This is a genomic window from Nostoc sp. UHCC 0302 (assembly GCF_038096175.1).
Classification (GTDB): domain Bacteria; phylum Cyanobacteriota; class Cyanobacteriia; order Cyanobacteriales; family Nostocaceae; genus UHCC-0302.
Genome location: NZ_CP151099.1, coordinates 538,714 through 560,067 on the forward strand (window position 1 = coordinate 538,714; position 21,354 = coordinate 560,067).

The following is a 21,354-nucleotide window of genomic DNA, read 5'->3' on the forward strand; positions in this document are numbered from 1 at the left end:
ATGTGTCCTTCACCGCAACAGCCAAGCCAGATAACTAAGCCACCACGACCCGTTTTCTCCTACGAAGATCAACAGGAGATAGCCTCCAATGAGAACTTCGACTCAAACAGTATTTTTGCTTTTCCACCAAATCGGGACACATTGGGGGGAACCTCTTACTTCATTGTAAGAAATGAAGGCAATATCCTGATAGATTGCCCTGCCTTAGACCAAACAAATCAAGATTTTTTGCGATCGCATGGCGGTGTACGTTGGCTATTTATCACTCATCGAGGTGCTATTGGCAAGACACCTGAAATTCAGCAAAGCTTTAACTGCGAGGTTTTGATTCAAGAGCAAGAAGCCTATTTACTACCAGGTTTAACGGTGACTACCTTTACTCAGGAATTCACTCTCAACTCAACAGCACAAGTGATTTGGACACCAGGTCATTCTCCCGGCTCATCTTGTCTGTACTACAGCCATCATGGAGGTGTGTTGTTTTCTGGACGCCATTTACTTCCCAATCAGCAAGGTGAACCAGTACCATTGCGAACAGCAAAAACCTTTCACTGGCCAAGGCAAATCAAGAGCATCCAGTCTCTGCTGGAACGTTTTACACCGGAAACTCTCCAATACATTTGTCCCAGTGCGAATACAGGTTTTCTTCGAGGTAAACGTTTTATAGGTCAAGCCTACCAACACCTTGCATCTCTAGATTTATCAGTTTTGCTGCGGATACAGCCGCTACTTTAGACTTGTGACAGGTTTGTAGTTGGCGCTTGAATCATAAAACGCCAACTACAGACAGCGTATATATACTCCTCAATTTTTCTTTGACACACTACTACTGTGCATATCTCATAAAGCGACCTGTAAGCTTTACAAAATATTACATAATTTTATTTTCATATCCGTGAAAAATTCCCAATATTTGTTAATTAAAATACCATGCAGGGAATTCTAACTTATTAGAGGAATTAGAGCAAAAAGTTATGAGCGCAAAAGTTGATGGCACTGTAGACCTTGTTGGCTACGAAATAATAGAGCAACTTTATTCAGGTTCTCGCACCGAAGTGTATCGAGCAGTCAGAGAATCCGATCGCCAACCAGTTGTCATCAAGCTCTTAAAACGGCAATATCCCACCTTTAGCGAACTAGTACAATTCCGCAACCAGTATGCGATCGCCAAAAACTTAGAGATTCCTGGTATCATTAAACCTCACAGTTTAGAACCTTACGGCAATGGCTACACCTTAGTAATGGAAGACTGTGGAGGTATTTCTCTACGGCAATTTACCCAAGGACAGCCACTGAAGTTAGACCAGTTTCTGCCAATTGCGATTCAACTTGCAGATACTTTGTACCAATTACACCAACAGCGAGTCATTCATAAAGACATTAAACCCACCAATATCCTGATTCATCCAGACACAAACCACATCAAGCTGATTGATTTTTCCATATCAACACTTTTACCCAGAGAAATCCAACAGATTCAAAGCCTTAACACCTTAGAGGGAACCTTAGCATACCTCTCTCCAGAGCAAACCGGGCGGATGAACCGAGGTATTGACTACCGTAGTGATTTCTATTCGCTGGGAGTCAGTTTCTTTGAGTTACTGACTGGACAACTCCCCTTTGAGTCTCAAGACCCTATAGAGTTAGTGCATTGCCATATTGCCAAGGAACCTGTATTTGTTGACCATCTTAATCCCGATGTGCCACCAGTTTTATCTGCTGTAGTCAGTAAACTCATGGCAAAGAACGCTGAAGACCGCTATCAGAGCGCCCTTGGACTCAAATACGACTTAGAGCAATGCCTGATGCAACATCAGTTTTTTGGGAAAATTGCCAGCTTCAACCTGGGACAATGAGATATTAGCGATCGCTTCCTCATCCCAGAAAAGCTTTATGGACGAGAACAGGAAGTTGAAATGCTACTGGAGGCATTTGCTCATGTTGCCAATGGTGCATCAGAATTGATGCTGGTAGCAGGCTTCTCCGGTATCGGCAAAACTGCCGTAGTCAATGAAGTGCATAAACCGATTGTCCGTCAACGGGGCTACTTCATTAAAGGGAAATACGACCAGTTTCAACGGAATATTCCCTTGAGTGCTTTTGTACACGCATTGCAGGATTTGATAGCACAATTACTCTGTGAAACTGATACTCAACTGGAGCAATGGCAGATCAACATTTTGGCAGCAGTGGGAGAGAATGGGCAAGTATTAATTGAGGTAATTCCCGAACTTGAACGCATCATTGGCAAACAGCCAGCAGTCGTGGAACTATCAGGAAGTGCAGCCCAGAATCGCTTCAATCTACTGTTTGTGAAATTCATTCAGGTATTCTCCACCAGAGAACATCCCCTGGTGATTTTCCTAGATGATTTGCAGTGGGCAGATTCAGCGTCGTTGAATTTGATGAAACTGTTGATGGGTGAAGAGACAGGCTATCTGCTAATGATTGGCGCTTACCGTGATAACGAAGTTTCTGTTGCTCATCCGTTAATGCTGACTTTAGAGGAAATTGCCAAGACAGAGGCAACTGTTAACACCCTAACACTGGCTCCGGTAAGTCCGGCGGATGTGAATCATCTGATTGCTGACACCTTGAGTTGTCCCCTAGAACGCACTTTGCCGTTGACTGAGTTAGTTTATCAAAAAGCACAGGGCAATCCCTTTTTTACAACTCAGTTTGTCAAGGCGCTTTACGAGGATGGATTAATTAGCTTTGATTTTGATGCTGGCTTTTGGCAGTGTGATGTTGCACAAGTGCGATCGCTTGCTCTCACTGATGATGTAGTTGAATTTATGGCAATTCAACTGCAAAAGTTGCCGCCCAAAACTCAGGAAGTTTTGAAATTAGCGGCGTGCATTGGTAATCAGTTTGATTTGGCAACGCTGGGAATTGTCTATCAAAAGTCTCAAACGGAAACCGCAACAGATTTGTGGAAAGCACTGCAAGAAGGATTTATCATTCCGACCAATGAAGTTTATAAGTTTTATCAGCAGGACACTGATGAAATTTCTATAATCAGCAATCCAGCAGAGGTTATCCCATCCCTTACAGATACTTCTCAATTGTCCAGCTACCGATTCCTACACGATCGCGTTCAACAAGCTGCCTATTCCCTCATCCCTGAATCTCAGAAAAAAGCGGCTCACCTAAAAATTGGACAATTGCTACTGCAAAATACTTCACCTGAAGCGATTGAAACTAGCATTTTTGATATTGTCAATCAATTAAACGAGGGAATTGACATTATTACTCAGCAATCAGAAAAATATAAAATAGCTCAACTCAATCTGATAGCTGGGAGAAAAGCCAAAGCTTCTACTGCTTATAAAGCAGCAGTTAAATACTTTGCCTTTGGTATAGAATTTCTACCAGAAAATAGTTGGAACAGCCACTATCATCTGACATTTGGATTATATCGAGAACGTGCAGAGTGCGAATATTTAACTGGCGAATTACATCAGGCAGAGAAACTGTTTGATTTGGCATTGAATCATGCTCAAGATAAGTTTGATCAGGCAGATATTTATGCTGTGCAAATGTATTTGAAAATGACTCAAGGCGAGAATATCCAAGCTGGTTTTGAAGCTGGGCTCAAAGGGTTGAGTGTCATGGGGATGAATCTGCCACTGACGGTTGCAGAACAGCAAGCCGCTATCAAAGCTCAACTGGAAGAATTAAACAATCAACTTGCAATAACTCGTCCAGCAGATTTATTTGATTTACCTGAAATGTCAGACCCAATTAAAAAGGTCTGTATGAGTCTTTTCGCTGACCTGTGGGCGGTGACATATATGGGAGGAGATCAGTACCTCTCATATTTGAGTCCGCTATTAATGATTAATACCTCGTTAAAATATGGCAATGCCGAAGGCTCTGGTTTTGCTTACTGCCTTTATGGAATGAGTCTGGCCAACCAAGGAGATTATCAAACAGCTTATGAGTTTGGAACATTAGCTATAAAACTTGATCGCCATTTTAATAGCACCAAATTTATTTATAAAACCAATAATATTTTTGCACACACTATTAATCCCTATAATCAGCATTTAAAAACGAATTTAGCGCTGTCTCGGCAATCGTTTCAAACCAGCCGAGAAGCTGGAGATGTAGTGTTTGGTGTTTGGGCGGTTTCGTTTCTGATTTGGGCAATGTTAATCAAAGGCGATCGCTTATCTGATGTCTATGCAGAAACAGAGAAATATCTGAGTTATGTGCAGCAGGTGAACGATGTCAATATGCTGTATGCGTTTAAATTACAAAGACAGTTCTTACTGAGCCTACAAGATATTTCTAAAAACACTGATTTTTTGAATGATGAGAATCACCAGGAAATTCCATATATAGATGTTTGGCGACAAAAAAAGAACTTTGAACATGGAATTAACTGGTACTGCTTTCTCAAACTACAACTTTCGTACTTTTATGGTCACTACGTGGATGCCGTTGCAGCAGCAGTAGAAGCCGAAAAAACGCTGGCTGCCAACGCTGGATTCTTCCCTATTATTCAGTACCATTTCTATTATCCACTCAGTTTGGCAGCACTCTATTCGACTGCAACACCAGAAGAGAAAAAGCAGTATTGGGATATTCTAGAACAGCATCAGCAAATTGTAGAAAAATGGGCGGATAATTGCCCAGAAAACTTTCTGCATCGATATCTGTTACTCTCTGCGGAAATGGCACAAATTTCTGGTAAATGTATGGAGGCAGCAAACTTTTATGATCGCGCCATTGCCGCAGCCAAAGCCAACGAATACCTACAAGAAGAGAGCCTTGCTAACGAACTTGCTGCCAAGTTTTACCTCAACTGGAGCAAAGAGCGCATTGCTCAGGAGTATTTAATTGAAGCTTACTACGGCTATGCCCGTTGGGGAGCTAAAGCCAAACTTGCCGACTTGGAAACTCGCTATCCCAAACTCCTCGCCCCCATTCTCCAACAAAGTTACTCTCCTTTGTCAACGAACGAAACCATTTTCGCATTGAGTACTGTTAGTTCTTCTACCAGCAGCGTATCAGAGGCACTCGATTTAGCCACTATTCTCAAAGTCTCTCAAACCCTTTCTAGCGAAATCGAATTAGACAAACTTTTTTCTACTCTGCTGCAAGTTGTGATTGTCAATGCGGGAGCGGATAAGTGTGTATTGCTCCTATCTCAGCAGGATCACTTGATGGTTCAAGCTGTTACCTATGCCGATTTTTACCCCATCCTGCTGAAGCCACAACCTCTCGAAGATAGTCAGCAGGATGTACCAATCAGTTTAATTAATACTGTCAGACGTAGCTTAAAACCAGCAGTAATTATTGATGCCAGCGTGCATCCGCAACTGCTCCGTGACCCCTATATTCAGCAACAGCAGCCTAAGAGCGTCCTGTGCAGCCCGATTTTACATCAAGGTAAGTTGCTCGGCATTTTGTATCTAGAAAATAACTTGGTGACTGGAGCATTTACTAGCGATCGCGTTGAATTACTCAACTTAGTTTGCACTCAAGCCGCAATTTCCCTAGAAAATGCCCGACTCTATCAGCAATTGCTGGAGTATAACCAACAACTAGAACAGTCATACGCCGAATTTAATGCCGCTCAGTCTCGCTTCCATAATCTAGTAGACAACGTTCCTGGCGTTGTTTACCAATACCAAACGTCTAGTGATGGAGCAATATCTCTGACCTACATCAGTGCTGACTGTTACAATTTGTACGAAGTTACGGCAGAGCAAGCGATCGCCAATGTACAAACCATTGTTGACCGAGTGCATCCCGAAGATGCTGCAAGTAATCAGCAATCGATTGTTGACTCGATGCAAACGCTGACTCCCTGGCGATGGGAAGGTCGAATTGTGACAATATCTGGAATCGTGAAGTGGATTCACGGAGAAGCTCGAATTCAACAACAGGCTGATGGTTCTGTAATTTGGGATGGAGTATTGTTGGATATCACTGAGCGCAAACAAGCCGAGCAAGCCTTGCAACAAAAATCACAAGAATTAGAACAGGCGTTAAATGATTTGCAAAACGCGCAATTACAAATTGTGCAAAGTGAAAAGATGTCCGCATTGGGCAATTTAGTCGCAGGGGTAGCTCATGAAATCAATAACCCCGTGGGTTTTATTGCTGGGAATTTACAACCTGCTCTTGATTATGTCAAAGATACCTTTGGGTTAATTGATTTGTTTCAACAAGAATATCCAAATCCTAGTGCAATAATTCAAGATGAGATGGAAGCGATCGACTTAGATTATATCCGTGAAGACTTGCCCAAATTAATTGATTCAATGAAACTGGGAGTTCAACGCATTCGCGATATTAGCACCAGCCTGAGAACTTTCTCTAGAGCCGATAAAGATTATAAAGTTCCGTTCAATATCCATGAGGGTATTGATAGTACTATTTTGATTCTTAAGCATCGCCTGAAAGCAAATGAAACTCGCCCAGATATAGAGGTAGTTAAAAAGTTTGGTAATATTCCACAAATTGAATGTTTCCCTGGACAACTAAATCAGGTGTTCATGAACATTTTGGCGAATGCAATTGATGCTTTAGAAGAGTTCAATCACCAACGTGATTTTGCAGACATCCAAGCCCATCCCAACCAGATCACAATTGAAACTCAACTAATTAATGAGCGCAAACGCGTTGAGATTCACATTCGAGACAATGGGATTGGGATGTCAGAACAGGTGAAGCAAAAGATTTTTGAACATTTGTTTACCACTAAAATGGTTGGCAAAGGAACAGGATTAGGGCTAGCGATCGCTCGTCAAATTGTAGTAGAAAAGCACAATGGAGCAATTATTGTCAATTCCATCCCCAATCAAGGAACGGAATTTATTATCACTTTACCTATTCAAGCAGAGATTGAAAGTTTAGCTAAAGCATCGATTCAGTAAGCAAATACCCAACCCTATAAGCCAAAGAGTTGAAATGTTAGGTATTTGCAGGAACACTAAATTGCTGTTCTAAGCACGAGTCAACAATTCTAAATTATGACCATCAATGTCGTAGAAATAGAAACCACGACCTCCATTTCGATAATTTATCTGACCTTTATTGTGATGCATGGGGTCGCTACTATATTCCAAGTTTGCCTCTCTTATCCGTGCAAAAATAGCATCAAATTCCTCATCAGTGACATGGAATGCATAATGGTGCGACTCGAATTCTTCTCTGTCATCAAAGTCGAGTGTCAGTGAGTCATTGACACGCACCGCAGCAAAGTGACCAACGGGAGACTCAACTTTTAGCCCAAAGACTTTTGCAAAGAAGCGTGCTGCTGCTTCTTTATCTTGTGCAGGTACTATCGTGTGATTTAGAGTAATCGTCATATGAGACCTCCGCCCTTTATTTGGGCAGTTATTAAATCAAGTCACTATTAAGATTGATGAAAACAACGTTCTTTTATTAGCGTTAGTGAGTTTTCTTCTATTTTATCTTTTGAGCTTAACTCCGGTTATCAATTTGGGCGCGTTGTAAACTTCCAGAAAAGTCTATATAAACACTCTTCCATTCTGTAAAAACATCTAAAGCGGTAGTCCCGGCCTCTCGGTGTCCGTTGCCAGTTTGTTTGACACCACCAAAGGGTAAGTGTACCTCTGCGCCGATAGTGGGGCCGTTAATATAGGTAATACCTGCTTCAATGTCACGCATGGCAGTAAAAGCTCTGTTGATATCGCGGGTGTAAACTGATGAAGAAAGACCGTAATTGCTATCGTTGAGAATTGCGATCGCTTCTTCAAAAGAGTTAACCTCAATCAATGCCACCACTGGCCCGAATATCTCTTCACGGGCGACGCGCATATTGGGAGTTACACCATCTAGGATGGTTGGTTGAAAGAAATGACCGTTTTTGAGATGGTCTTCGTTAACAATTTCCCCACCAATTAGCACCTTTGCTCCTTCCTCACGGGCAATATTCAAATATTCACTCACCCTTTGGAGTTGCCTTTCATTAATTATCGGCCCGATATCTGTATCGGGGTCAGTGCCAGCACCCAAGCGTAACTTGCTGGTACGCTCATAAAGCATCGCAGTAAATTTTTCTTTGATGTCGCGATGTAAAATCAAGCGACTAGTAGCTGTACACCGTTGACCGGTTGTGCCAAAAGCGCCCCAAACCGCACCATCTAGTGCTAGTTCTAAGTCAGCATCTTCCATCACCACTTGGGCATTTTTACCGCCCATTTCTAAACAGACACGTTTGTGAGTGCGTCCACAAGTAGCGCCAACAAAAGCACCCGTTTCTGAAGAACCTGTAAACGATACTAAATCAATATTAGGATGTTCAACTAAAGCCTTACCTACCTCTTCACCTACCCCATGCACTAAGTTAATTACTCCTGGTGGTAAACCTGCGGCTGCGAAAATCTCAATCAACTTAGTTGCACAGGCGGGAGTATCTTCAGCAGGTTTAAGGATAACTGTATTGCCACACACCAAGGCTGGCATAGCTTTCCAGCAAGGAATTGCCACGGGAAAATTCCAGGGAGTAATTAAGGCGCATACTCCTATAGGCATTCGCACTGTCATGGCGAATTTGTTGGGCATTTCCGAGGGTGTAGTTTGACCAAATAGTCGCCGTCCTTCGCCAGCACTATAAAAAGCGCAGTCTACACCTTCTTGGACATCTCCTCTCGCCTCTGTCAGGGGTTTACCCATTTCTCGACTAATTAACTGGGCAAGTTCTTCTTTATGTTCAAGTAATAGTTCACCAACGCGAAAGATGTATTCTGCCCTAGCTGGGGCTGGGACTTTTCGCCAACTGTGGTAGGCTTTGCGGGCGGCGGCTACAGCTATATCTACATCACTAATTTGAGAACGGGGAAAAGTGGCAACGACTTCGGTCTTATCAGCAGGGTTGCGACTTTCTAAAGTTGCTTCGTCTACAGCAGTTAACCATTGACCGTCGATATAATTGCGGCAAGATAATATAGTTGTCATATTTAAATCGCTAATTAAGTATTGAGTGCATAGCTACTGCTATCTTATGAGGCAATACCCTGATAGGTATTGATTTAGAGTATGCACTGTTCCAGTAGGTTGCGTTTTATCTTACCTAAATAATAACCGCTATAAATAAAATCAAGGCACTAGCGCCAACACAGCAGCAGGAGAACCGGAACCGTCCCTTAGTCTAAGGACACCAATAATCAGGGTAGTACCTTGAGGTGGCAGCTGATCTAAATTGGTAAGGTTTTCCAACACAATGCGGGGTTGTTCTAAAACTAAGCAATTACTGGCAAAACTATTATCTTGTCCAGGGTCTACACCATGAGTATCAATCCCTATCCCCGCAATTTGCCGTTCATTAAGTAAAAACTGGGTGGCATCGCTGCCAAACCCTGGAAAATGCATAATTCCTTCGGCATCCTGGTTGAAGAAGGCATTTTTATCTGACCACTTTTTTTCCCAACCAGTGTTGAGTATGACTAAGCTGCCAACAGGAATTTGACCATATTGTTCCTCCCAACTCAGAACATCGGTAATCGGGAGGGTATAGTCAGGATTACTTGCCGCAGCTTGGCGAATATCTATAACTACCGCAGGTACAATTAACGACTGGGCGGAGTATTGATCAATTCCTACACCGGAATCGTGAAAACTGTTAGGGGCATTGATGTGGGTAGCGCTATGTTCACCCAAAGAGAAACGCCGCAGATAATAGCCATCCTGTGATATTTCTGCGAAAGTTGTGAATTCTACTGAAGGGTCACCAGGCCATTGGGGAATAGCCGTATCAATTATATGGCTCAGGTGTATAACCTTTGAGTAAGTGATCCTGTTTTGTGCTTGGGGTTGTATCATCCCAGCCTTGTATTCAATAGCAGGGTTAACAAAAAACAGCTAGCAAGTTTCTACAGAGGTAATCCCAAAGCTTTGGCAAGAAAAAATAGCGGTTAGTTACCGTAGAACTTGATATTTAAGATAAATAATCCCCCAAAAAACCTATAAATTATAGGTTTTTTGGGGGGTTCAAATGTTGCAGCAAAAAGTGAATTAGTCTTAAGTTAACAACCAATAGGTTAATTTTTGTTTAATGAAAAATTAAGTTTAGGTTAATAACTAATGTTAATAGCATCATTTATTACACTAAACACCCACAATTCACAGCTCCAAATACTTGCAGTAAGATGCTTTCGTAACATTTACATAAATTCATTTTGTAAAAATTGATTCTTGTGTTGAAAAAGCACTTTCAGGGTGGGGTAAGGGTGTAGGGTATAAAAAATTAATTCTTGACTTACACACCAATCCCTTTAAACCCTGCACCGAAGGGGTGAGCAACTGTTCGCTAATTTCTGGACAGAACTACCCATCACTGCCTTTTTGTCCAATTATCAACTGATCTACATACTCTCTAAGGAGTTCTTGCCAGTTAGGGACGGATCTTAATTTGTCTTTAACCCCTGGTTTTACCTTGAAGCAAATTGGATCTTTGTCCAGTGGCGTGTCACTGGTAAAACCTAATTTATGATTTTTCTGAAACGGCATACACAAATCCCGTAAATATTGATATACTAATGTTTAACATACATTGAGAGGTCGAATCAATGCCTTCGCTCACCTACGTTAAAGGTCTGCCTACACCAGCAAATGAGCTAAACGCTTTAGGCTTCACTGATTTTGAGATGTTCCTAGAAGCGTTTGCACCCATCTTTCGATGTGCTGCAATTGAAACCATTAATCATTTACTGTCGGGTGCTGAGTTTAATAAATCAATGTGGAACACTTATTTGCAAAAGACTTACCAAATGAGTAAGCGTCATGCTAATAGTGTAATCGCTTATGCAAAAGGCAGGGTAGACGGTGCAAAAGAGCATCGTACTTTGCATATTAAAACGTTAGAAGGGAAGACAAAATCAATTGAATCCTGGATCAAAAAAGCAGAACGCAAATTAAAACTTGCTCAAAAATTTTACGCTAAAAAGAATTGGCAGAACTCAAAAACAGGTTGCAATTTCCCACTATCCTGTTCAGTAAAACACAAAGAAACTAACTGGCATAATTTAAAGTTTCAAATTCATAATAAAAAACGCAAACTTTATCTAATAAAATCTAAAATAAAATCTTTAGGATGTAAGCCTATTAAGGTATCCGTCCTTCATGAACAAGTTTTTATTGTTGGTTCTAAAGATGAAAATTTTGGGAATCAAGTTGCACAGTGGGACGGAAAAACAATTAAATTTCGCGTTCCTGCTTGCCTAGAAGCTCGGTTTGGAAAGTATATCATTTCCAATATTGGGAATTTTGAACGCAACATCAACCGATTGCCTGAAACAGGAGCCAAGACTTGGCACTTTTTCAAAAAAGATTGTAAGTGGAATGCGGCGGTACAGTTTACACCTTCTGATGTAAAGCGCCAATCAAAGGATCGTGCTTATGGTGCAATTGGGATTGACATGAATCCTGGCTCTATTGGTTGGAGTTATGTTGATACCGAAGGTAATTTAAAATCTCATGGTCAAATCCCGCTAGAAATGGGATTACCGTCTGGTAAGCAGCAAGCTCAGATTGTTGATGCTTGCTTGATTTTGGCTAACCTTGCAATTCGTTATGCTTGTCCAGTTGTCTGTGAAGAATTAGACTTTTCAGACAAGAAAGAACGTTTAGGTGAGCAAGGTAGAAAGTATTCTAGAATGCTTTCTAACTGGGCATATAGCGAATTTTATAAACAATTAAACTCAATTCTATCGAATCGTGGTGTTGAACTTATAACGGCTAACCCAGCCTACTCCAGCCTTATTGGATTAGTAAAATATATAAAAATGTATGGATTATCTAGCGACTGCGCTGCGGCGTTAGTAATAGCTAGACGAGGGATGAGACTATCAGAAAAAATACCTTGTGCCATAACCGCCTATTTTGAGGTGAACTCAGACAAGCACGTATGGCACAATTGGTCACAACTAAATAAAAGAATCAAACGTTCGAGTAAGATAAATCGCAGACACGACTATTTTACTCTTCCTGACTGGAGTTTCTTGGTCAACCTCGAAAACGAGGAAGCGTAAGCACTAAGAAAGAATGTTTTGCACTTACACCGTGGAGTGAGGTATGGACAAAATATCTAGGTTTGGGTAGTTCTGTCCATACATTTAGAAGCGGCTTTGTCCTGAACATTCAAATAAATGTAAACCCAACTGCTGGGAAAGTTCTTCACATACCTTCACTCCCCGTACACTGTTACCACGTGCATCGAGCCGCGGTGAAAACACTCCTATTCCCATCTTGTGCGGTACAACAGCTAGAATTCCACCACAAACACCGCTTTTAGCAGGAATACCAACTTTATAAGCCCACTCACCAGCAAAGTTATACATCCCACAGGTGTACATAACGCTGAGAATATCTTTGATGTAACGGCTATCTACCGCTTGTTCTTTTGTGATTGGGTTAATACCTCTGTTAGCAAGGGTAGCTGCCATCAATGCTAAGTCTTGACAATTGACGATCACAGCACACTGTTGGAAATAGAGATCCAAAGCTTCTTCTATATTTCGGTCAATCATGCCAAAGTTGAGCATCAGGTATGCCATTGCGCGGTTGCGATGTCCTGTACTCCGTTCTGAGGTAAAAGCTGAGATATCAACAAACACATCCCGATCTCGACCAATATACCGCCGGAACATATCCAACATCCGATTAAGACGTTCCGTTGGGCCAGAACCCTTGATTAAGCTAGTGGTTGCGATCGCCCCAGCGTTTACCATTGGATTATAAGGTCGCTTCGATTGCTCATCTAGGACAATCGCGTTAAATGCATCCCCTGTGGGTTCCACGCCAACTCTAGTCAACACATAATCTAGCCCATGATCTTCTAAGGCGAGTCCGTAGGCAAATACTTTGGAAATTGACTGAATTGTAAAAAGCTGCTCATAGTCCCCAACTTCGTAAACTTGACCATCTACTGTCACAATGCAAATGCTGAACAAGTCGGGGTTTACCTTTGCTAGTTCGGGAATGTAGTTCGCTACTGCTCCCTCTTGCATTGACTTGTACTTGGAATGCAACTCTTTAAGAATATCTGGTAGAACGATTTCTAAATCTCCTTGGTTTACATGAAGCTGACAGCTTACTCTCAAAAATCATACTTTATCTATCGTTACTTCGGTAAATTTATACCGTTGTATATAAAATCACAACAAAAAGTTTTCTCTAACCGTTTGGGAAACTTTCCGGATTTTCTCATCATACTTTTCTTCCCATGTAAGAAAAGTACAACACCTATTTTTTATACACAGTACTACTTAAAAAGCAAGTTACATATACAACTAGTTTTAATCTAAGTATTTTGTACGCAAGTTATACCTAAAATAGCTAGCTAAAACTTTAAAAAAAGATAATGAATTTTAGATTATTCCCGTGATTATCTCATATATAAGCTTTGCAATAACTTATTCTTAGCCAATATGAAGATTTGGTAAAATAATTGATTTTAGGTATTTATTCTCATGCCTTTTCAGAAAATGGATATTAGCTTTGGAAAGTGATGCCTAAAAACTAATGTACTTTTTTATACATATGTAGCTGTGACCTTTCTAGATAGTCCTGGTTAAAGCTGTGTTAGTTTGGGCTGTCGTAAATATGAACTTTTGTAAAGATTTTTTTGACTTACCGAAAAAAACGTTACATAGCTAGAATCCGCAGTTGAGAAAGGTTTTGACCTTGCGATCGCAATTTAAATTTGATAAGTTTACTAAGATTTACGCTAAAACCCTGATCCCCAAGCTAAAAGGTTCATGCTAGTCTGTTGCAGTTATAAATAAAAAGTGAAAGCGGAACGAGTTCGAGTTTTCCGGGGGGAAATCACTCTCACTGGTGAGAAATCCCAAGAATTATAAAACTTAAGTTCTACAGTCGCTTTAAAATCTGACGCATGAATCAAAGACATTTGTGGACTATTGTCGCCCTGTTTATGACTGTATTGGGGATACCCTCAATCGGTTGCACTCAAACCACCAAGGGAACCGCGCAAGCATCCCAAAAACCACCTACTAATGATGTGGTTAAGGTGGGAGAGTACCAATCAACAGCAGGCACACCTTCCTCTGACGCTGTGATTACAGCAATTCATCCTCACAACGTTGGAGGACGTAAGGCGGCAACCCTTTTTATCCGGAATATTCCCGTTCTCACCTTTTTGAGTTCCGTACCGGAAGCAAGTACGGAAACTAAGAAAGTTGGTGAAGTTGGAGATGGTAAGGGCGTACAATCGTACGCCCTTCTTGCTAGCAGCTCACCAAAGCTGGCGATGACTGGGAATGTAATAGGTGTGAGTAACCAGATTAGTGCTGTTGACGATGACCCAGTTCAAAGAGCTAGTGTCATAGCAGCTAAGATCAACGAGCTAATCCGAGAAAATGTTAACGCCGATAAGATCACTGTAAGTTGGAAAGCTGGGGGCGAATCTACAGCTCCAAACCAAGCCCAAAATAAAACTGTCTCTAGCCAACAACAGCCAAGCGATCGCTATGCTATCAAAATCAATAGCGATGAATTGGTAGAAATCAGTGAAGATACGCGACTACCAGATACTACCAAGAACCTTGCACAAGACGCATTGCAAGCAACCAATCGGATGCGAAGACTTCTAGGCAATGCATCACCCTTAACTGCGATTACTAACTTACCAGTGCGTTCAGCAGCCTCAATAGTCAAGTTCCCCAAAGAGATTGCTGTTGGTGGAGTCCGGCTCTCTTTCAGAGGTGTAGCTTCCTTTTATGGCTATGATGGTTCTGGCAGCCAAACCGCCAGCGGTGAGAGATTCAATCCAGAAGGAATGACAGCTGCCCATCGCAGCTTGCCCCTTGGCACTAAAGTCCGTGTTACTAACACCCGCAATGGCCGCTCTGTAGTGGTGAGAATTAATGACCGGGGACCATACATTCGGGGTCGAATTATTGACCTGTCAGCCGGTGCAGCGCGGATTATAGGAATGATGGGTAGTGGTGTAGCACCAGTGCATATTGAAGTCTTGGGCAAATAATTATTAGGGACTAGGGATTAGGGACTGGGGACTAGGTAAGATAGCAGTTTTCCTATTACCTAATTCCCAGTACCCAATCCCCAGTAACTAATCCCAAATCCCCCCCGCGATTCCCTATCACTCAATTCCCCTAGTTCTTACTCTCTTTGCCCTGTTTCAGATATAAACTAACGGGGGAGAGGCTAAAGAAGAACTAGGGGTATTTTGTGCGCCTGCTGACAACAGTTGCAGCTTTACGCTGCTATTTAACTAAACGCCGCTCAGAAAACAAGCTAATTACGCTTCCAGATGAGACGAGCAGCTGGTTCCAGACAGCAGTCGGTCTAGTGCCGACGATGGGAGGGTTACATCAAGGTCATTTAAGCTTGATTCGACGGGCAAGGCAAGAAAATTCTACGGTGATTGTCAGTATTTTCGTCAATCCCCTGCAATTTGCTCCAAATGAGGATTATCAACGCTACCCCCGTACTTTAGAGCAAGACCGACAACTTTGTGAACAAGCTGGGGTAGATGCAATTTTTGCGCCAACTCCGGAAGAAATAGCGGTTCCTCAGAAGAGTATACAAGAATCGATGGTTACACAAGTTATCCCTCCATCTGCTATGATAACTGGCTTGTGTGGTCGTTCTCGGCTAGGTCACTTCCAAGGTGTGGCTACGATTGTGACCAAGCTTTTCAACTTGGTACAGCCTGACCGAGCTTACTTCGGTCAAAAAGATGGTCAGCAACTGGCTGTTATTAGACGGCTGGTGACTGATTTGGATTTGCCAGTAGAAATTGTTGCTTGTCCAACTGTACGGGAAGCATCAGGTCTTGCCTTGAGTTCCCGTAATCAATATTTGACTGCAACGGAGAAAGAACAAGCATCTGTATTATGTCGCTGCTTACAACGAGCTGAAAGTGCGTTTCACGCTGGGGAACGCGATAGCAGCAAGCTGATAGCAGCGGTACAGCAAGAAGTGGCAATGGTCAGTAATGTCTTAGTGGAATATATTGAATTGGTTGAACCGACTACGTTGATGTCTTTAGAAAAAGTTGAGGAGGAAGGAATGCTTGCGATCGCTGCTCGTCTTGGTTCTACACGTTTGATTGATAATACCATCTTGCGCGATCGCCAACCCATCATCGCCATTGATGGCCCAGCCGGCGCTGGGAAATCCACAGTGGCTCGTCAAGTGGCAGCAAACCTGGGTTTAGTGTATTTAGATACAGGGGCTATGTACCGCGCTGTCACTTGGTTGGTATTACAAACAGGTATTGCCATTGACGATGATTGTGCGATCGCCGAGTTAGCTAGCCAGTGTAAAATTGAACTGACACACAGTCAGGAGCTACAATCTCCGGTGCGGGTTTGGATTAACGGTACTGATGTTACTCAGTCAATTCGCACGATTGAAGTAACATCTAAGGTATCAGCGATCGCTGCACAAGCTGCTGTGCGTCAAGCACTTGTTAAACAACAGCAAAGCTGGGGTAAAAGGGGCGGTTTAGTAGCTGAAGGACGAGACATTGGTACTCATGTATTCCCCGATGCTGAGGTAAAAGTCTTTTTAACTGCTTCTGTTAGTGAACGTGCACGTCGTCGCCAGCAAGACTTTAACAAACAAGGTCAACCCGAAGTGAGTTTAGAGCAGCTGGAACAGGACATTGCTGAACGTGACTGGAAAGATAGTACTCGCAACGTTTCCCCCTTAAGGAAAGCAGCGGATGCTATGGAAATTCAAACCGATGGTTTGAACGCGTCTGAAGTCACCGCACAAATTGTTAACTACTATCAGCAACGTTTCTCTCACTAGTAATCAGTACAATTTACTGGTGGTTTTCCATATATTTAAATAGTGAGTGAATATTCACTCACTATTTCCAAAACACTATCTTACAAGCAAGAATTCAGATAACTTTCTAATTAGCTATCTTTAATTTAAATCAAGCACAGTAGTGTAAGTTTTAAATCTTTGGAGACTAAATACATCTGGCTAAAGGCAGATATATTTAAACTACTTAATACTTCTTAAGATAGAAGTTATAAAATTAGAGAATTAGTTAGAAAAATGGATGGCTACATCCGAATCTTTTGTCAATTACAAATTGTATAGTATTTGATATAGTTAGTATTCTCCGGGCGTCTATTAAGCTGGGAAACCTCCTTTGGCTCTACAAACCAAAGTCTAACTCCACAAATTAGCCTCTTTAACCCTTCCTTAACAATGGGCGATTTCAGGGAGGTATATATGTTAGCTTATATAAGCCATCAAAGTCTGAGAGTGATATGCATTAAATAGGTAAATACTTATTACTGATTAAACTTTACCTCTACCGCTGATCAAGTATTAGTTGTTTTTATTTAAAATCTTTAATCCCTAGTCATTAGACTTATTAAAAAAGTACTTTGTCTTAATCTTCACTTTGGTAGTAGAATGACGATGTTAAGTTTTATGTTCCAGCATTTAAGGATATAAAACTACTAAACACTAAACAAACTGCAATTTCCTAAGCTTCTGCAATAGCTTAAAACTGGAAAACGGTAAAGAGAGGATTTCACAAGATGGCATTTACACAGTCTCCGCTACCTTACGACTTTAATGCTTTAGAGCCTTTTGGTATATCAGGCGAAACTTTTGAGTATCACTATGGCAAGCATCACAAAGCTTATGTAGACAACCTAAATAAGCTAACTGACGGTACAGAACTAGCTGATAAGCCGCTAGAAGAGGTGATCAAGATTTCCTATAAAGATCCCTCTAAAGTAGGAATTTTCAACAATGCTGCCCAAGTTTGGAACCACACCTTCTTCTGGAACTCCCAAAAACCAGGTGGTGGCGGTACACCAACAGGTGAACTGGCCTCGAAAATCGAAAAAGATTTTGGCAGCTTCGACAAATTCAAAGAAGAGTTCTCTAATGCTGCTGCAACTCAGTTTGGCAGTGGATGGGCTTGGCTGATTGATGATGGTGGCACGTTGAAAGTAATTAAAACACCAAATGCAGAGAACCCTGTAGCTTATGGACAAAAGGCACTCCTCACATTGGATGTTTGGGAACACGCCTACTACATTGACTACAGAAATGCCCGTCCTGCGTTCATCAAGAATTACCTAGACCAATTGGTTAACTGGGATTTCGCTACCGAAAATTTGACCAAAGCTTAATCGCTTTAAAAGAATGGCTTTTGCCAGTTATCTAAAGTAGAGACAATCAGTTAATTTATCAATATTGCCAGCAGTCACGACTAATGTTGTGACTGTTTTTGCTCGGTTGGGTATAACCGTCGCTTCGCTCCAATTAAAAATGAAAAATTCAAAATCAAAAAAGAATACAAGCCCCTGAATTCTTGTATGGAAAAGAAGGAAAAATATATTTTAAGACGCGCAGTGAGTCCAGTCCTGTTCGCCTCGGTCACCGTCAGGAGAAGGAGGGTTTCACTCCGTAGAGAACTCGCGTTAGCGCAGCGGTAGCGACGTTAGAAGCGTCACCAAAGGGGCGAGAGAAATACGGTGTCCTTGCTTCAAGCCCCTAAATTTATTTATGGGGATGTTAATTTTAATTTTTAATTCTTAATTACCGCAAGGGTTTGACCGAAGTTACACTGAGTAATTTGATAAAAAATTTGTAAAAAAAGAATCTACTGACTTAAAAAAACTTTATAATTACACAGTGGTTTAGAAAAAGAATTTAAAACTCCTATCTAAGCCAATTAATATCAGCATCGCTGCTCTACAAAAGATTTGACTTGCTCAGATTATCAAAGACACAGCTTTTCGCGAACTAATGCATCGCGAAAGGTAGAATAATGCCCTTGATAACTGGCTCAGGTCAAATATGGTATGAGATAAAAATTTTACGTGCATCGTCTGGAGTAGTAGTAATGCTTCAACGATTAAATGTGATATGTGAACATGAGAAAAATCAAAATTAGCGCCATGTTTGTGGTTGCTGTGTTAGATAAGGTGACTAATCTAGCATCAACATTCTCGAAGAGAATCAAAAGTAGTGTGATAATTGCTGCGATAGTTGCGATCGCCATACTGGCCGGACATACTGTATCAGCGCAAATAACGATACCGCCAAATTTCGCTTTAGCTCCGCTAGACAGTGTGCCGATTCCAGAGCCTGATAATCTCTACACCTTCGTTAAAGATAAGAAAAAAGCGATCGCCTTGGGAAAAGCCCTGTTTTGGGATATGCAGGTTGGCAGCGATGGCATTATGTCGTGTGCTACTTGCCACTTTCATGCAGGAGCAGACAACAGAATTAAAAATCAGATCAATCCGGAAATTTTGCGCGTCAATATTGATGGTAGTCCGAATCCAGATACTACTTTTAGCATAGGCAAGCCCAACTACACACTCAAACCCGGAGATTACCCATTCCACAAACTGGCAGATCCAAATAACCGTTTGTCAGAAATTCAGTCTGATAGTAATGATGTCAGCGCCTCTCAAGGTGTCTTCAATTCAAAATACGTTAATGATAATCCTGGTAGCACTCAGGATATAGTGACTCAACTTGATGATCCAGTCTTTAATGTCGGAGGCACGGAAGTTCGACGGGTAGAGCCACGCAATACACCAAGCGTCATCAATGCCGTGTTCAACTTCCGTAACTTTTGGGACGGACGAGCCGAGAACGTTTTCAACGGCGTAGATCCGTTTGGGACAAGAAACCCCAATGCGAAACTTTACAAAGCAGACACTATCTTAAGTCTGCTGAAAGAAGTCAGTGTCAAACTCAAAAATTCATCTCTAGCTTCCCAAGCAGTTGCGCCACCGCTCAGTGCTATAGAGATGTCCGCAGACGGTCGGACATTCCAAGAGGTTGGTGACAAATTTAGTTTTGGGTTGCTCGACATATTCGATCTTGTCAAGAATAAGAAGCTCCTGCTCCCTAGAGAGCTTGGCCACAAGTTACTTCCACTCAGACCACTTAGCAAACAGATTGTGGCTGCTGATGACAGTGTTTTAGGTGAATACAGCAGAGCGCCTCAAAAAGGTCTGAAAACGCTAAGTTATGAGCAGATGATTAAAGCCGCCTTCAAGCCAGAGTGGTGGCAATCTACTCAGTTAATCCAAATTGATAAAACGGACGGTAATAGTCGAAAAGTAGTCCTTCTGCCGGATCTCTCAAGCACCACCGAGGAATACACACAATTGGAGTACAACTGGTCACTGTTCTTTGGGCTAGCAATTCAAATGTACGAATCTACATTAGTATCCGATGATGCGCCTATTGACCAGTTCTTGAAAGGAACAACTAGCGCCCTAACTGCCCAAGCGAAGGCGGGTCGCACTATTTTTGAGAACAGTGGTTGCATCTTTTGCCACGGCGGAGCAGAATTAACTGCTGCTTCAGTAAGAAACGTGCAGACGACTGGGCGACTAACACGCTCACCAGCACCTGGAAACCCCATTGAAGACACTGGCTTTTTCACAATTGGAGTGAGACCAGAGCTTGACGATCCAGGTGTAGGCGGTAATGACGGTTTAAAACCTGAGTCGCGATCGCTTTCAGAGGCGCGGCTAGCTCAACAAGGAAAGTTCCAAGAGGTCTTTGGTGAAGCACCCAATATTACACCTGGCCCAGACCCCAATGATGTTGCAGATCAAGGAGCGTTTAAGGCTCCTGGACTCCGCAATGTCGAGCTGACTGCTCCCTATATGCACAATGGTGGAATGTTGACTCTGCGGCAAGTAGTAGATTTCTACAGTCGGGGCGCAGGGGACGACAATCCAAATAAACCTCGCCTTCCTGTACTTAATCTGAGTGAAGATAACAAGCAGGCATTAATAGCTTTCTTAAAATCGCTGACTGATGAGCGAGTACGTTACGAAAAAGCACCCTTTGACCATCCGCAACTGTTCGTTCCTGATGGACATCCAGGAGACGAAACCTCTGTTGCCACCTCTGTTGCCGATGACGGCACAGAGAAAGCCACCGATGCCCTGACGGAAATCCCAGTTGTTGGTCGTAATGGTCGCAGCAGCCCCCCTCTCAACTTCCTTGAAACTCCCTAAACAGTCAGAGTGACTTCTATCTTTAAGAGGATGTTTACAACATCCTCTTAATTAAGGATTACTTTTCCTCATCTCCTTTCGCCGCTTTGAACTGCTTCTTGTATCTTAAAAAGTAGTGACATTAAAATCAAAATATAAAATACATGGATAGTAAAGAACTAGCGCAATATATTGAGGCAACGAATGGTATTGCCAAACCTTGGTTATTGGTACAACTGCGCCTTAAAAAACTGCAAGAGCGTCGAGCCGCACTTTCAGATGATGCTTATGCTGAAGAATTAGAAGATATTTTCCAAGACTTGATGAATTTAGGGGAATGGTGGCGTGGTATTGAAGATGAGGTATTTTAAAGTTATGAGTT

Annotated in this window: 14 protein-coding genes; 9 read left to right on the forward strand and 5 right to left on the reverse strand. The window is 42.0% G+C overall.

The window, feature by feature from the left end; translation table 11 throughout:
* The 3 genes from WKK05_RS02230 to WKK05_RS02240 all read left to right on the forward strand — a co-directional run bounded on the left by WKK05_RS02230 (position 1) and on the right by WKK05_RS02240 (position 6,890).
* Entirely contained in the window at positions 1-735 is a 735-nt protein-coding gene (locus WKK05_RS02230) for an MBL fold metallo-hydrolase (RefSeq protein ID WP_341528190.1), read from the forward strand.
* Positions 736-974: 239 nt separating this feature from the next.
* On the forward strand, positions 975-1,856 hold the full coding sequence (locus tag WKK05_RS02235) for a serine/threonine-protein kinase (RefSeq protein WP_341528191.1): 882 nt from the start codon (positions 975-977) through the stop codon (positions 1,854-1,856).
* A 21-nt stretch (positions 1,857-1,877) separates the two neighbouring features.
* Positions 1,878-6,890, forward strand: a complete 5,013-nt coding sequence (locus WKK05_RS02240) for an AAA family ATPase (RefSeq protein WP_341531001.1) — start codon at positions 1,878-1,880, stop codon at positions 6,888-6,890.
* Positions 6,891-6,959: 69 nt separating this feature from the next.
* On the opposite strand, the gene WKK05_RS02245 is transcribed toward WKK05_RS02240, so the two are convergent.
* From WKK05_RS02245 to WKK05_RS02260, 4 genes are all read right to left on the reverse strand, one after another.
* Entirely contained in the window at positions 6,960-7,325 is a 366-nt protein-coding gene (locus WKK05_RS02245; protein ID WP_341528192.1) for a VOC family protein, read from the reverse strand.
* 115 nt (positions 7,326-7,440) lie between these two features.
* Positions 7,441-8,937, reverse strand: coding sequence for an aldehyde dehydrogenase family protein (locus tag WKK05_RS02250; protein ID WP_341528193.1), 1,497 nt, complete (start codon positions 8,935-8,937; stop codon positions 7,441-7,443).
* A gap of 141 nt (positions 8,938-9,078) precedes the next feature.
* Entirely contained in the window at positions 9,079-9,801 is a 723-nt protein-coding gene (locus WKK05_RS02255; RefSeq protein ID WP_341528194.1) for a cyclase family protein, read from the reverse strand.
* Between the two features lie 504 nt (positions 9,802-10,305).
* On the reverse strand, positions 10,306-10,488 hold the full coding sequence (locus tag WKK05_RS02260; RefSeq protein WP_341528195.1) for a hypothetical protein: 183 nt from the start codon (positions 10,486-10,488) through the stop codon (positions 10,306-10,308).
* Between the two features lie 137 nt (positions 10,489-10,625).
* On the opposite strand from WKK05_RS02260, the gene WKK05_RS02265 reads away from it, so the two are divergent.
* Positions 10,626-12,008, forward strand: a complete 1,383-nt coding sequence (locus tag WKK05_RS02265; RefSeq protein ID WP_341528196.1) for a hypothetical protein — start codon at positions 10,626-10,628, stop codon at positions 12,006-12,008.
* Positions 12,009-12,092: 84 nt separating this feature from the next.
* On the opposite strand, the gene glsA is transcribed toward WKK05_RS02265, so the two are convergent.
* The gene (gene glsA, locus WKK05_RS02270) at positions 12,093-13,079 is read right to left on the reverse strand and encodes a glutaminase A (protein WP_341528197.1); all 987 of its coding nucleotides are present in this window, start codon (positions 13,077-13,079) and stop codon (positions 12,093-12,095) included.
* Positions 13,080-13,873: 794 nt separating this feature from the next.
* On the opposite strand from glsA, the gene WKK05_RS02275 reads away from it, so the two are divergent.
* The 5 genes from WKK05_RS02275 (at position 13,874) to WKK05_RS02295 (ending at position 21,343) form a co-directional block, all read left to right on the forward strand.
* Positions 13,874-14,983: a septal ring lytic transglycosylase RlpA family protein gene (locus tag WKK05_RS02275; protein WP_341528198.1), complete on the forward strand. Its 1,110-nt coding sequence runs from the start codon at positions 13,874-13,876 to the stop codon at positions 14,981-14,983.
* 206 nt (positions 14,984-15,189) lie between these two features.
* Positions 15,190-16,779 carry a bifunctional pantoate--beta-alanine ligase/(d)CMP kinase gene (locus WKK05_RS02280; RefSeq protein ID WP_341528199.1) on the forward strand — a complete coding sequence of 530 codons (1,590 nt, stop codon included), beginning with the start codon at positions 15,190-15,192 and terminating at the stop codon, positions 16,777-16,779.
* Positions 16,780-17,528: 749 nt separating this feature from the next.
* Positions 17,529-18,131 (forward strand): superoxide dismutase, encoded by a 603-nt coding sequence (locus tag WKK05_RS02285; protein ID WP_341528200.1) that lies wholly within the window; start codon positions 17,529-17,531, stop codon positions 18,129-18,131.
* A gap of 747 nt (positions 18,132-18,878) precedes the next feature.
* A complete protein-coding gene (locus WKK05_RS02290) occupies positions 18,879-20,993 on the forward strand; it encodes a cytochrome c peroxidase (protein ID WP_341528201.1) in 2,115 nt (704 codons plus the stop codon).
* 143 nt (positions 20,994-21,136) lie between these two features.
* Positions 21,137-21,343 (forward strand): hypothetical protein, encoded by a 207-nt coding sequence (locus tag WKK05_RS02295; protein WP_341528202.1) that lies wholly within the window; start codon positions 21,137-21,139, stop codon positions 21,341-21,343.
* The last annotated feature ends 11 nt before the right edge of the window (positions 21,344-21,354 follow it).

Coding starts and splice junctions, on each gene's coding strand:
- WKK05_RS02235 (WP_341528191.1), top strand. CDS start 975: ATGAGCGCAAAAGTTGATGGCACTGTAGACCTTGTTGGCTACGAAATA.
- WKK05_RS02230 (WP_341528190.1), top strand. CDS start 1: ATGTGTCCTTCACCGCAACAGCCAAGCCAGATAACTAAGCCACCACGA.
- WKK05_RS02245 (WP_341528192.1), bottom strand. CDS start 7,325: ATGACGATTACTCTAAATCACACGATAGTACCTGCACAAGATAAAGAA.
- WKK05_RS02255 (WP_341528194.1), bottom strand. CDS start 9,801: ATGATACAACCCCAAGCACAAAACAGGATCACTTACTCAAAGGTTATA.
- WKK05_RS02295 (WP_341528202.1), top strand. CDS start 21,137: ATGGATAGTAAAGAACTAGCGCAATATATTGAGGCAACGAATGGTATT.
- WKK05_RS02265 (WP_341528196.1), top strand. CDS start 10,626: ATGTTCCTAGAAGCGTTTGCACCCATCTTTCGATGTGCTGCAATTGAA.
- WKK05_RS02285 (WP_341528200.1), top strand. CDS start 17,529: ATGGCATTTACACAGTCTCCGCTACCTTACGACTTTAATGCTTTAGAG.
- WKK05_RS02260 (WP_341528195.1), bottom strand. CDS start 10,488: ATGCCGTTTCAGAAAAATCATAAATTAGGTTTTACCAGTGACACGCCA.
- WKK05_RS02250 (WP_341528193.1), bottom strand. CDS start 8,937: ATGACAACTATATTATCTTGCCGCAATTATATCGACGGTCAATGGTTA.
- WKK05_RS02290 (WP_341528201.1), top strand. CDS start 18,879: ATGAGAAAAATCAAAATTAGCGCCATGTTTGTGGTTGCTGTGTTAGAT.
- WKK05_RS02275 (WP_341528198.1), top strand. CDS start 13,874: ATGAATCAAAGACATTTGTGGACTATTGTCGCCCTGTTTATGACTGTA.